The sequence below is a fragment of the Blastococcus sp. SYSU D00669 genome, from assembly GCF_054050715.1.
The window spans coordinates 85,967-97,504 of sequence record NZ_JBJGZV010000009.1; the positions used below are offsets into that span (position 1 = coordinate 85,967).

The following is an 11,538-nucleotide window of genomic DNA, read 5'->3' on the forward strand; positions in this document are numbered from 1 at the left end:
CTAGGCTGGGCCGCCCCCGGACCGTGGGGAGGCCAGCCGTGAGCGACCCCGGACCCCTGCTGGCAGCCGCCCGCACCGCGCACGCGCAGCAGCGCTGGGACCAGGCGCACGCGGCGTTCGGCGCCGCCCGGGCCGAGGGCGGGCTGACCGCCGACGACCTCGCCGCGCTCGCCGACTGCGCCTGGTGGCTGGGCCGGGTCGACGAGTCGATCGCCGTCGGGGAGGAGGCCTTCCGGGCGGCGGTGCGCGAGGAGCGCCCGCGGGCGGCGGCGATGGCCGCGATCGGGGTGGCGGTCAACCTGGTCATGCGTGCCGACGAGGTCCCCGGGTCGGGCTGGCTGCAGCGGGCCGCGGCGCTGCTCGCCGGAGAGCCCGAGTGCGCCGAGCAGGGCTACCTCGCCTACCTGCTCGAGGTGGAGGGTGCGCTCGACCAGCCCGACCAGGAGCCGGTGCTGGCCGCGGCGCGGCGGGTCGTCGAGCGCGGACGCCGGTTCGCCGAGCCGACGCTGGTGGCGGCGGGCCTGCTCGGCGAGGGGCGGGTGCTGGTCCGCCGCGGCGCGGTGCCCTCCGGGCTGGCGTGCTTCGACCAGGCCATGAGCTACGTCCTCGCCGGTGAGGTGCTGCCCGAGTTCGCCGGCAACATCTACTGCCACCTGATGTCGGCGACGTACGAGCTGGGCGACCTGCGCCGGGCGTGGTCCTGGGTGCGGGCGACCGCCGCCTGGCTGGAGACGCTGCCCGCGGCGGTGCTGTTCACCGGCATCTGCCGGGTGCACCGGTCGCAGGTGCTGCAGTCCGCCGGGGCGTGGGCGCAGAGCGAGGCCGAGGCGGCCCGGGCCTGCGCGGACCTGGCCGACATCGCCTGCCTCACCGCCGCCGAGGCGCACTACCAGCTGGGCGAGCTGGCCCGGCTCCGCGGCCGCTGGGCCGACGCCGAGGAGTCCTACCGCCGCGCGCACGAGCTGGGCCGGACCCCGCAGCCGGGACTGGCCCTCCTCCGCCTGCGCCGGGGCCGGACCGACGCCGCCGGCGCGTCGATCCGGGCGGCGCTGCTCGCGCAGACGGCGAACCCGCTGGTCCGTGCCCGCCTGCGGGTGGCGCAGGCGGAGATCGCCCTGGCCGCCGGGGACACCACCGCCGCGGAGGAGGCGGTGACCGAGGTGGAGGAGGTCGCCCGCCGGTACGCCAGCCCGCTGTTCTCCGCGGCCGCCCGGCAGTGGCGCGGGGCGCTGCTGCTGGCGACCGGGCGGCCGCACGAGGCCCTCCCCCTGCTGGCCGCGGCGTGCGCCGGCTGGCGAGAGCTGGAGGCGGTGCACGACTGCGCCCGCGTCCGCGTCCAGCTGGCGGCGGCCTACCGCGCCCTCGGCGACGCCGACGGCGCCGAGCTCGAGCTGGCCGCCGCGGCCGAGGTCTTCGACCGGCTGGGCGCGGCGCCCGACGCCACCGCGGTCGCCGAGCTGCGCGGGATCCCCGCGCAGCCCGGGGGCCTGACGTCCCGGGAGGCCGAGGTCCTCGTCCTCGTCGCGGAGGGCCGGACCAACGCCCAGATTGCCGACGCGCTGGTCATCAGCCGCAAGACCGTCGCGCGGCACCTGTCCAACATCTTCACCAAGCTGGCCGTCACCACCCGGACCGCGGCCTCGGCGTGGGCCCACGCCCACTCCCTCGTCGGGACGAACGACCCATCCGGCGCCGGCGCGGGATGGACCGTCCGCCCGATGCCGGGCACCCCGCCGCGTTCCTAGCGTCGCCCCGTCGACCGACGACGGAGGAGGGGCGAGATGGCTGCGGACACGCGGACGACCGGCGCGGGGCCGGACACCGCTGCGGTCGAGGTCTTCGCGGAACGGCTGCTGGGCACGTTCACCGAGAGCGTGGTGACGCTGCTGGTGGACGTCGGCTTCCGCACCGGGTTGCTGGAGGCCGTCGCCGCCGGGGCGGGCACCAGCGAGGAGGTGGCCGAGCGGGCGGGGCTGGTCGAGCGCTACGTCCGCGAGTGCCTCGGCGGGCTGGCGACGGCGGGCATCGTCGAGTACTCCCCCGCGACGCGCACCTACTCGCTGCCGCCGGCCCGCGCGGCCTGCCTGACCGGCCCGGGAGCGCAGAACATGGCGTCGCTGAGCCGCATCACGGCGCTGCTCGGCCGGCACGTGGGTGAGGTCGCCGAGGCCTTCCGCACCGGCGGCGGCGTGCCGTACGCCCGGTTCCGCCCGGAGCTCACCGACGTGATGGACGAGGCCTCGCGGGGCCTGTTCGACGGCGTCCTGCTCGACGGGATCCTGCCGCTCACCGGAGACCTGCCCCGTCGCCTCGCGGCCGGCGCGCGGGCGGCGGACGTCGGGTGCGGCACCGGGCACGCGGTGAACGTGCTGGCGCGGGCGTACCCGCGGTCGCAGTTCACCGGCTACGACATCGCCGCCGACGCCGTCGAGCGCGCCCGCGCCGAGGCCGCCGGGTGGGGGCTGGCCAACGCCGCCTTCGAGGTCCGCGACGCGACCCGGCTGCCGGTCGAGCCGCCGTTCGCCGGGGTGTTCGCCTTCGACGCCGTGCACGACCAGGCCGATCCCGCCGGCGTGCTGGCCCGGGTGCACGACGCCCTCGAACCGGGCGGGGTGTTCGCGATGGTCGACATCAAGGCGGCCAGCGACCTCGAGGGCAACCTCGGCAACCCGCTGGCGCCCTGGTTGTACGGCGTGAGCACGCTGCACTGCCTGACCGTCTCCCTCGCCGAGGGCGGCGCCGGGCTCGGTGCGGTGTGGGGCGAGCAGGTGGCCCGCCGGATGCTGGCGGAGGCGGGGTTCGTCGACGTCGTCGTGCACGAGCTGCCCGACGACCCGGTCGACGTGCTCTACGTCGCCCGGAAGCGGGCGGACGCGCGATGAGCACGGCGGTGGTGATCGGCGCGAGCGTGGCGGGGCTGTGCGCCGCCCGCGTGGCCGCGGAACGCCTCGACCGGGTCGTGGTGGTCGACCGCGACCGTCTGCCCGCTGCGGCCGAGGCCCGTCCCCGGGTTCCGCAGGGGCGGCAGCCGCACCTCCTGCCGGCCGAGGGCGCCCGGCTCCTGGAGGCGTGGTTCGCCGGCGTCGGCGCCGAGCTGCGCGACGCCGGCGCGGTCGACCTCGACCTGTGCGCCGACTTCTCGTGGCATCAGGCGGGCGGGGTGCTGCGCCGTCCGGTCTCTGCGCTGCGCAGCCCCTCGATGTCCCGGCCGCTGCTGGAGCGGCTCGTGCGCGCGCACGTCGAGCAGCTGCCGGGGGCCGTCGTCCGGGACGGCGAGGCGGTCATCGGGCTGACGGTCGACGAGCCCGGCACCAGGGTCACGGGGGGTCCGGCTGGCGGACGGCGGCACCCTCTCGGCGGACCTCGTCGTGGACGCGACCGGGCGGTCGGCGCACAGCGTGGCCTGGCTGGCGGACCTCGGCTTCCCCCCACCGCACGACGGTGGTCCGGGTGGACACCCGCTACGTCTCGCGCACGTACCGCCGGTCCGGTGCGCCGGAGCGGGACGGGAAGGCGGCGGCGGTCGTCGACACCCCCGTGGCGCGGCGGCTGGGGATGCCGCTGCCGGTCGAGGACGGGCGCTGGATCGTGCTCCTCGCCGGCTTCGGCGACGAGTCGCCTCCCGTGGAGGAGGCGGCACGCCTCGCCTACGCGCGCAGCCTGCCCTCCCTCGTCATCGCCGACGTCATGGCGTCCTCGGAGCCACTGGGAGAGCCGGCCACCCACCGTTTCGTGGACGACCAGCGGCGGCACGTGGAGCGGCTGCGCCGGTGTCTCGACCGGTCGGGGGACGTCGACCGCGCCTTCGCCCGCCGGTCCTCGCCGCGGCGGGCAGGGCCGTCGCCGCGCCGTGGTCGATCGCGGTCGGGGGGCGACTTCGTCTTCCCCGACACCCGGGGGGCCGAGCCGCCGGGGACGGACGCGCTCAACAGGTACCTGACCAGGGCGACGCGTGCCGCCCACCACGACGACGCGGTCGTGCTGCGCCTGAGGGAGGTCCAGGCCCTCGTCCGCCGTCCCGAGTCGCTCCTGGCACCCGGGTTCGCCGTGCGGGTGCTGCGGCGCGGAGGGCGCGCGGTGGCGATGTCGACGAGTCCGGCGGAGGCGGCCCGCCGATGACTTCGGCAGGCCGGCCCGGTCTGCCCCTCGACGCCGACCCGAGGAGGCCTCCGTGCCCAAGCTGCGCGTGCACTGCCTGTCCGTGTCCCTCGACGGGTACGCGGCCGGCCCGGACCAGGGCCTGGACCACCCGCTCGGCGTCGGCGGGGAGGACCTGCACGCCTGGCTCGTCGCCACCGCGACGTTCCACCGGATGCAGGGCGCCGAGGGCGGCACCACCGGCCCGGACGACGACTTCGCCCGCCGCGGCGACGAGGGCATCGGCGCGACGATCATGGGCCGCAACATGTTCGGCCCCGTCCGCGGGCCGTGGGGGGACAGCGACTGGGCGGGCTGGTGGGGGCCGGAGCCGCCGTACCACCACCCGGTGTTCGTGCTCACCCACCACGCGCGCGACCCGGTCGAGATGGCCGGCGGGACGACGTTCTCCTTCGTGACCGACGGCATCGGGTCGGCCCTGGAGCAGGCGTTCGCGGCGGCCGGCGGCCAGGACGTCCGCCTCGCCGGCGGGGCGGCCACGGTCCGCGAGTACCTGCGCGCCGGCCTGGTCGACGAGCTGCACGTGGCCGTGGCCCCGCTGCTGCTCGGCACCGGCGAGCGGCTGCTCGGCGACGGCGTCGCCACCGACCTCGTCGTCGCCGAGCACGTGGCGACCGAAGCCGCCACGCACGTCCGGCTCGTCCGGCCCTGACCGGACCGGCACGGCCTGTCGGACTTGCCCTCGCGGCGGGTCCTGCGGTCTCGTGGGCACCCGGTGCGGAGGGACGGGAGGTCGGGCATGCGCCGGTTCGGCCGTCGCGCGCTGGTGTGCCTGGCCCTCCTCGCCACCGCGGCCTGCTCGTCGACCGCGGACGCCGACCGGGCGGCGCCCGGCACCGGCGCCGTCGCGACCGGCGAGGCGCCGGGCACCACCCCGCCGCCGGACGTGGCGGGTGAGCTCGCGGCGCTCGAGGAGCAGTTCGACGCCCGCCTCGGCGTCTTCGCGCTGGACACCGGCTCGGGCGCGACGATCGCGCACCGCGCCGACGAGCGCTTCGCGTACGCCAGCACCATCAAGGCCCTCGCCTGCGGCGCGCTGCTGGCGCAGACCTCGCCGGCCGACCTGCAGCGCGGCGTGCCGATCCAGCAGAGCGACGTGTCGTCGGCCTGGTCACCGGTGACGAGCACCCGGGTCGGCGGCAGCATGACCTTCGCCGAGCTCTGCGACGCCGCCGTCCGGTACAGCGACAACACCGCGCTCAACCTGGTCCTGCGCGAGCTCGGCGGCCCGGCCGGGCTCGACACGGCCCTGGAGCGCGCCGGCGACGACGTCACGAACGTCGCGCGGACCGAACCGGAGCTCAACAGCGCGGTGCCCGGCGACGAGCGGGACACCACCACCCCCCGCGCGCTGGCCACGACGCTGCAGGCGTACACCCTCGACGACGACGTCCTCGACGAGGCGGACCGCGCGCTGCTGCTCGACTGGCTCCACCGGAACACCACCGGGGACGCGCTGATCCGGGCCGGCGTCCCGGCCGACTGGGAGGTCGGCGACAAGACCGGCAACGGCGCCTACGGCACCCGCAACGACGTCGCCGTGCTCACCCCGCCCGGCCGCGCCCCGATCGTGCTCGCCGTCATGTCGAGCCGCGACGCCCAGGACGCCGAGCACGACGACGCCCTCGTCGCAGCGGCCGCCCGCGTCGTGGCCGGTGCGCTCAGCTGAGGGCGCGGCGCATCAGGACCCGCGGGAACCCGCCCGCCACGGCGTCGGTGTCGGCGGCCTTGGTGAACCCGGCCTTCTCGAACAGGCTGCGGGTGCCGACGAAGGCCATGGTCGTGTCGACCTTCCGGTCCCCGTTGTCGGCCGGGTACCCCTCGACCGCCGGGGCGCCCTGGGAGGCGGCGTAGTCGACCGCCCCGCGGACGAGCGCGTGCGCGATGCCCTTGCCGCGGTGGCCCGGGCGCACGCGGATGCACCAGAGGGACCACACGGGCAGGTCGTCGACGTGCGGGATCTTGGTGGAGCGCTGGAAGGGCAGCTCGGCGCGCGGCGCGACCGCGGCCCAGCCGACGACCTCGTCCCCGTCGTAGGCGAGCACCCCGGGCGCGACCGGGCGGCCGGTCAGCTCGCGGACGTACTCGCGGCGGGCCGGCCCGACGAGCTCCCGGTTGGTCTTCGAGTCGAGGCGGTGGCTGAGGCACCAGCAGACGTTGGAGGCCGGGTTCTTCGGCCCGAGCATCGTCGCGACGTCGTCGAACCGCGCGCTCGTCGCCGGCGCGATCTCGATCCCCACCCGGTGCACGCTAGTCAGCTGGTGACGTCCTTGGTGGCGAAGTTCGCCCACGCCCCGGCCAGCAGCACGCCCACGTACACGCCCTGCAGCGCCAGGCCGCGGACGATCTCCCGCCACAGGACCGGGTCGCGGAAGAAGTCGACGAACGACAGCCAGTAGCGCGTGGGCAGGTACGGCGCGATCGGCGAGGCGGCGTCGAGGGTGAACAGCAGCGACGAGGCGACCAGGACGGCGAGGGCGCCCATCGTCGCGCCCAGCGGCGAGTCGGTGAACGTGGAGAAGAACAGCGCGAACGCGGCCACGCCGAGCATCGACACCGCCACGTAGCCGATCGCCATCAGCGTGCGCAGGGTCAGCTCCTCGGAGCTCAGCGAGGTCCCCGACACCGACGTCCCGCCGGTCGGCTGCGCGTCGAAGAGCGTGCTGCCGAGCAGGTAGCCGACGGCGGCCACGACCACCACGGTGACCAGCACGAACGCCAGGACGGCGACGAGCTTGGCGACCAGCAGCCGGGTGCGGCCCGCGGGCCGGGCCAGCAGGTAGCGCAGGGTGCCCGCCTGGGCCTCGCCGGCGATCGAGTCGCCGGCGACCACCGCCACCGCGATGGGCAGGAACAGCGGCAGCACGATGGCCAGCGCGGCGAGGGTGAACAGCTGCCCGTTGGCCAGGACGGCGGACAGGAACGGCGGCCCCTCCCCCGGCCGCGGCGCGAGGTCGGTCAGGACCAGCAGCAGCGCCACGGCGATCGGCAGCGCGTTGAGGACGGCGATCGTCGCCCACGTGCGGGGCCGGCGGAACAGCTTGCGCAGCTCGACGGCGATCACCGGAGGGACCCCCGCCGCTCCACCCGGTCGGTGCTCGTGCCGGCCGCGGCCAGCACCACCTCCTCGAGCGTCGGGCGCTGCAAGGTCAGGCCGGTCACCGGCACGCCGGCCTGCACCAGGAGCGCGTTCACCTCCGCCGGGTCGTCGCCCTTCACCACCACCCGCCGGCCGTCGACCGCGGTGACCCGGCCGTCCAGCGCGGCCCGCACGTGCTCGGGTGCCGGGCTCTCCACGACCGTGGCGCCGGTCGGCGCGGTGAGCACGGCCAGCTGCTCCTGGAGCACCAGCCGGCCGCGGTCGAGCACACCGACCCGGGTGGCCATCTGCTCGACCTCGGCGAGCAGGTGGCTGGAGAGGAAGATCGTCGTCCCGCCGCGGTGCAGGTCGAGCAGCAGCGACCGGATCTCGGCGATGCCCTGCGGGTCCAGCCCGTTGGTCGGCTCGTCGAGCACCAGCAGCTCCGGACGGCGCAGCAGCGCGCCGGCCAGCCCCAGCCGCTGCCGCATGCCCAGCGAGTACGCCTTGACCGGGCGCCGTCCCACCCCGGCCAGGCCCACCTGCTCGAGCACCTCGTCGATCCGGGCGCGCCGGGTGCGCCGGCGGCCGCCGGGCCCCGAGGCGTCGAGCAGCGACAGGTTCTCCCGCCCGGACAGGTGCCCGTAGTGGGCGGGGCCCTCGATCAGCGCGCCCACCCGCGGCAGCACCCGCCGGCCGGCCCGCGGCATCCGCGCGCCGAGCAGCTCCACCTCGCCGCTGGTCGGCAGCACGAGGCCGAGCAGCATCCGCACCGTCGTCGTCTTGCCCGAGCCGTTGGCGCCGAGGAAGCCGTAGACGTCGCCCTCGCGGACGTCGAGGTCGATCCCGTCCACCGCGTGCAGCCGGCCGTACCGCTTGACCAGACCGCGGGTGACGATCACGGCGCTCACGGGCGGCTCCGCAGCTCGGGGAGCTCGCGCGCCGCGGCCTCGAGCGCCTCGAGGGTGACCGTGCCGGTGAGCACGTAGGACTGCTGCCCCGGCGAGCCGACGAGCATGATGCCCACCGGCCCGGCGGCCAGCCGGACGCCGAGCTCGTCGGACACCGCGGACGGGGTGGTGTCGGCGACGCGGCGCAGGTCCTGCGCGAGCCGGAAGGGCACCGGGACGACGGCGAGCAGCGTGACGCCGCGGCCGTACAGCCCGATGGCCTCCGGTGCGCCGGCGACCGTGCGGCGCGGCAGCCCGGCCAGCGTGCCGGGCAGCGCGACCGTGCGCAGCCGCTGGTCGGCGAGGGTCAGGACGTCCTCCTCGTAGTCGCGGCCGAAGTACGCGCCGCCGGGCGGGGTGAAGGCGACCACCTCCGCCGACGGCCGGCGCAGCTCCAGGTCGAGGAAGCGGGTGTCCAGCGCCGGGTTGGTCGCGTCCTCGGAGTACAGCTGCACCTGCAGCGGCAGGCCGGTGGCCGCGTCGACCCACAGGTCGATCCGCGCCACCGACGACGCCTCGTCAGCAGGCACCAGGCGCAGGCCGAGGGCGTCGCGGCCGGCGACCCGGGCGGCGCCGGTGCGGCTGAGCTCCTCGTCGGTGGCCTCGGAGAGGAGGCGGCGGGCCAGCGTGGGCGGCAGCAGGTCGGGCGGCTGGGGCAGTTCGAGCGGTGCCACGCCCGAGCGGGTGGCGCGGTTGGCCTCGTACTCCCACGTCCACGAGCCGCCCTCGTCGCGGTGCACGCCCGTCTCGCCGGTCGGGGTGACGACGTCGACGCGGTGCGAGGTGGCGCTGCGCCACCAGACGCGCATCGTCGTCCGGTCGCTGAACAGGTCGGCCAGGGCCGGTAGCTCGTCGCTCACCGGCAGGGCCAGCCCGCCGGCCGACTCGGCGTAGCCGGAGAAGCCGAGGTCGGCGGTGGCCAGGGCGGCGGTGCGCAGGTCGGCGGCGGAGACGTCGGCGTCCTCGGCCGGCAGCGCCCCGACGACCGACGGCAGCGCGGCGAGGACGGCGACCAGCGCGAGCACGAGCGCCCAGCGCCCCGCGGCACCGCGCCGCCGAGATAACACTCTGGTAACGGTACGAGGAATGCCTGTGCCCGGCCTGTGCGGACCGCTCAGCCGGCGCGGGCGAGCTCGGCGGGTGGCCGGATGGCGTGGATCTCGGTGCCGTCGGGCCGGTAGGCGTGCCACCGCCCCGCGTCGTCGCGCTCGATGCGGAAGCCGTGGTGGACCTGGGTGTGGTGCCGCTCGCAGAGCAGCCCGGAGTTGTCCAGGCTGGTCTCGCCGCCGAGCGCCCAGGCGAGCAGGTGGTGGACCTCGCACCGGTGGTGCGGGGCGTCGCAGCCGGCGAATGGAAGGACCCCGCTGCCCCCCACGCCTCGCCCGCTCGGCGCGGGCCCCTGCAGCGGGGCCGACGGCCCAGGTCGAGCGGTTCCCCGTGGGGGCCGAGCACGATCCGGGTGAGGTCGGCGTCGCAGGCCGCCCACCGGGCGCGGGCGGCGGAGAGGACCGCGCCGAAGCCGGTGCGGGCGGCGCCCCGGCCGGTCGTGGGGTCGAGCAGGTCGTCGAGGTCGACGGTGACCGCGACGCGGGGTTCGACGGTGCGCAGCAGCGGCAGGGTGCCGCAGCCGAGGTGGAGGTCGGCCAGCTGCACCGCGGCGTCGGCCTGCCGCTTTGACCGGGGCCGGGTGGGGGGCCACACGAACGGCGCTCGTGGCGATCGCCACGCGTGACTCCCGGCGACACGGGGCACCGCTCCCCCATGGCTCCGATCAGCGATGCGGTGATCGTCGACGTGCTGCGCCGGGTCGACCGGCTGGCCACCCCGCTGGTGCGCCGGCTCGGCCGCCCACCGGCCCTCCCCCTGGAGCAGCGCGACGACTGGTGGGCCGAGCAGGTCTCGCGGATCGCCGCGGTGGTGTCGGCCGCGCCGCGCTTCGCCGGCAAGCTCGCCGACCTGCTCCCCCTGCAGAACACCGTCGGGACCGCCGTCCAGTCGATCGTCGTCCTGGGCGTGGCCGGCGAGCACCAGGTGACCGACCCGGCCGAACGGGTCGCGCTGCTCGCCCGGGTGCTGCTCGACCGCAAGCTGCCGGCCGAGCAGGTCCGCCCGCTCATGACCCACGCGAGCGGCACCTACCGCGAGGAGGCCCTCGGCGCCAAGCGCGGGCCGGTGCGCACCGTGTGGCGGCTCTCCCGGATGCTCGGCCGCATCGACGAGTCGCTCGACGCGCGGCCGAAGGGCCGGCTGCACCACCGGGCGCTGTCCAACCTGCCGGTCGTCGGCGTCTTCGGCGGTTACGCGGCGGAGCGGGAGGGGCTGCGGCGCGCCGCGCGGCTGGCCCGCGAGGCGCTGACCGTCACGGCGCCGGGGTGAGCTCCGCCAGGTTGGCGTAGATCTCCCGCGTCGCCGTGGAGCGGTTCATGGTGATGAAGTGGATGCCGGGCACGCCCTCGTCGAGCAGGGTCCGCACCAGGTCCGTCGCCACGTCCACACCGAACGCACGCACCGCGGCCGGGTCGCCGTCCAGGGCGGCGAACCGCTCCGCGAGGTCCGCCGGGAACGCCTGACCCGACAGCTGGACGATCCGGTTGATCATCTTGACGTTGGTCACCGGCATGACGCCGGCGATGATCGGGACGTCGCAGCCCCGGGCGACCACCCGGTCGCGCAGCCGCAGGTAGTCCTCGGCGCGGAAGAACATCTGGGTGATGGCGAAGTCGGCGCCGGCGCGGCACTTGGCCACGAACATGTCGGCGTCGGTGTCGAAGTCCGGCGACCGCGGGTGCCGCTCGGGGAAGGCGGCCACGCCCACGCTGAAGTCGCCCATCGACCGGATCAGCTCGACCAGCTCGGCGGCGTAGCTGAAGCCCTCCGGGTGCGCGGTCCACTCGGCCTGGGGGTCGGCGCCGGGCGGGTCGCCGCGCAGCGCGAGCAGGTTCCGCACGCCCGCGGCCGCCAGCCGGCTCACCACGTGCCGCAGCTCGGCGACGCTGTGGTCGACCGCGGTCAGGTGGGCCAGCGGGGTCATCGTCGTCTCGGTCGCGATCCGCTCGGTGACGGCGACGGTGCCCTCGCGGGTGGTGCCGCCGGCGCCGTAGGTCACCGACACGAACGACGGCTGGAGCCGCTCGAGCTCGCGCAGCGCCGTCCACAGCTGGCGCTCGGCCTCCGCCGTCTTCGGCGGGAAGAACTCGAACGACCACGTCGGGCGCCCTCGGGCGAGCAGCTCGCGGATGGTCGTGGTCACGGAGGACGAGAGTACGTAACCGGAACCGGGGAGTCGGTGTGAGAAACACGGCTGCCCGGTGCATCCGGAGGCGGCCGCCGCGCCGAAGAGGTCTCGCCGCG

14 protein-coding genes and 1 pseudogene are annotated in these 11,538 nt (G+C 76.3%); 6 read left to right on the forward strand and 9 right to left on the reverse strand.

The genetic code is table 11. The annotated features are described in order from the left end of the window. The first annotated feature begins 38 nt into the window (after window positions 1-38). Window positions 39-1,745 (forward strand): LuxR C-terminal-related transcriptional regulator, encoded by a 1,707-nt coding sequence (locus ACI8AF_RS08750; protein ID WP_456539304.1) that lies wholly within the window; start codon window positions 39-41, stop codon window positions 1,743-1,745. Window positions 1,746-1,781: 36 nt separating this feature from the next. After that, a complete protein-coding gene (locus ACI8AF_RS08755) occupies window positions 1,782-2,882 on the forward strand; it encodes a class I SAM-dependent methyltransferase (protein WP_456539305.1) in 1,101 nt (366 codons plus the stop codon). Here the strand turns inward: ACI8AF_RS08755 and ACI8AF_RS08760 are convergent. Then, window positions 2,849-3,148, reverse strand: a complete 300-nt coding sequence (locus ACI8AF_RS08760) for a hypothetical protein (RefSeq protein ID WP_456539306.1) — start codon at window positions 3,146-3,148, stop codon at window positions 2,849-2,851. The genes ACI8AF_RS08755 and ACI8AF_RS08760 overlap by 34 nt on opposite strands. Next, complete coding sequence (locus ACI8AF_RS08765) at window positions 3,148-3,321, reverse strand: hypothetical protein (protein WP_456539307.1); 174 nt, start codon at window positions 3,319-3,321, stop codon at window positions 3,148-3,150. The genes ACI8AF_RS08760 and ACI8AF_RS08765 overlap by 1 nt, the downstream gene beginning before the upstream one ends. A 129-nt stretch (window positions 3,322-3,450) precedes the next feature. On the opposite strand from ACI8AF_RS08765, the gene ACI8AF_RS08770 reads away from it, so the two are divergent. The 3 genes from ACI8AF_RS08770 to bla all read left to right on the forward strand — a co-directional run bounded on the left by ACI8AF_RS08770 (window position 3,451) and on the right by bla (window position 5,827). Further along, entirely contained in the window at window positions 3,451-4,119 is a 669-nt protein-coding gene (locus ACI8AF_RS08770) for a hypothetical protein (protein ID WP_456539308.1), read from the forward strand. A gap of 52 nt (window positions 4,120-4,171) precedes the next feature. Beyond that, on the forward strand, window positions 4,172-4,810 hold the full coding sequence (locus tag ACI8AF_RS08775) for a dihydrofolate reductase family protein (protein WP_456539309.1): 639 nt from the start codon (window positions 4,172-4,174) through the stop codon (window positions 4,808-4,810). A gap of 87 nt (window positions 4,811-4,897) precedes the next feature. After that, window positions 4,898-5,827 carry a class A beta-lactamase gene (gene bla, locus ACI8AF_RS08780; protein ID WP_456539310.1) on the forward strand — a complete coding sequence of 310 codons (930 nt, stop codon included), beginning with the start codon at window positions 4,898-4,900 and terminating at the stop codon, window positions 5,825-5,827. On the opposite strand, the gene ACI8AF_RS08785 is transcribed toward bla, so the two are convergent. From ACI8AF_RS08785 to ACI8AF_RS08810, 6 genes and pseudogenes are all read right to left on the reverse strand, one after another. Next, window positions 5,820-6,398 (reverse strand): GNAT family N-acetyltransferase, encoded by a 579-nt coding sequence (locus ACI8AF_RS08785; RefSeq protein WP_456539311.1) that lies wholly within the window; start codon window positions 6,396-6,398, stop codon window positions 5,820-5,822. The genes bla and ACI8AF_RS08785 overlap by 8 nt on opposite strands. Before the next feature lie 14 nt (window positions 6,399-6,412). After that, window positions 6,413-7,222 (reverse strand): ABC transporter permease, encoded by an 810-nt coding sequence (locus ACI8AF_RS08790; protein WP_456539312.1) that lies wholly within the window; start codon window positions 7,220-7,222, stop codon window positions 6,413-6,415. Next, window positions 7,219-8,148: an ATP-binding cassette domain-containing protein gene (locus tag ACI8AF_RS08795; protein WP_456539313.1), complete on the reverse strand. Its 930-nt coding sequence runs from the start codon at window positions 8,146-8,148 to the stop codon at window positions 7,219-7,221. Before ACI8AF_RS08795 ends, ACI8AF_RS08790 begins: the two co-directional genes overlap by 4 nt. Next, window positions 8,145-9,254, reverse strand: coding sequence for a sigma-E factor regulatory protein RseB domain-containing protein (locus tag ACI8AF_RS08800; RefSeq protein ID WP_456539314.1), 1,110 nt, complete (start codon window positions 9,252-9,254; stop codon window positions 8,145-8,147). The genes ACI8AF_RS08795 and ACI8AF_RS08800 overlap by 4 nt, the downstream gene beginning before the upstream one ends. Before the next feature lie 47 nt (window positions 9,255-9,301). Further along, the gene (locus tag ACI8AF_RS08805; protein WP_456539315.1) at window positions 9,302-9,562 is read right to left on the reverse strand and encodes an HNH endonuclease signature motif containing protein; all 261 of its coding nucleotides are present in this window, start codon (window positions 9,560-9,562) and stop codon (window positions 9,302-9,304) included. A gap of 86 nt (window positions 9,563-9,648) precedes the next feature. Continuing rightward, window positions 9,649-9,939 (reverse strand): annotated as a pseudogene (locus ACI8AF_RS08810) (DUF222 domain-containing protein); the annotation flags it as partial. Window positions 9,940-9,948: 9 nt separating this feature from the next. Between ACI8AF_RS08810 and ACI8AF_RS08815 the strand changes: the two are divergent. Then, window positions 9,949-10,563 (forward strand): hypothetical protein, encoded by a 615-nt coding sequence (locus tag ACI8AF_RS08815; protein WP_456539316.1) that lies wholly within the window; start codon window positions 9,949-9,951, stop codon window positions 10,561-10,563. Here ACI8AF_RS08815 and metF read toward each other — a convergent pair. After that, on the reverse strand, window positions 10,547-11,437 hold the full coding sequence (metF, locus tag ACI8AF_RS08820; RefSeq protein ID WP_456539317.1) for a methylenetetrahydrofolate reductase [NAD(P)H]: 891 nt from the start codon (window positions 11,435-11,437) through the stop codon (window positions 10,547-10,549). The genes ACI8AF_RS08815 and metF overlap by 17 nt on opposite strands. Window positions 11,438-11,538 lie beyond the last annotated feature (101 nt).

Bases quoted from the DNA above. Each gene is read 5' to 3' on its own strand.
- ACI8AF_RS08755 (WP_456539305.1), top strand. From the start codon at position 1,782: ATGGCTGCGGACACGCGGACGACCGGCGCGGGGCCGGACACCGCTGCG.
- ACI8AF_RS08760 (WP_456539306.1), bottom strand. From the start codon at position 3,148: ATGCCACGAGAAGTCGGCGCACAGGTCGAGGTCGACCGCGCCGGCGTC.
- bla (WP_456539310.1), top strand. From the start codon at position 4,898: ATGCGCCGGTTCGGCCGTCGCGCGCTGGTGTGCCTGGCCCTCCTCGCC.
- ACI8AF_RS08815 (WP_456539316.1), top strand. From the start codon at position 9,949: ATGGCTCCGATCAGCGATGCGGTGATCGTCGACGTGCTGCGCCGGGTC.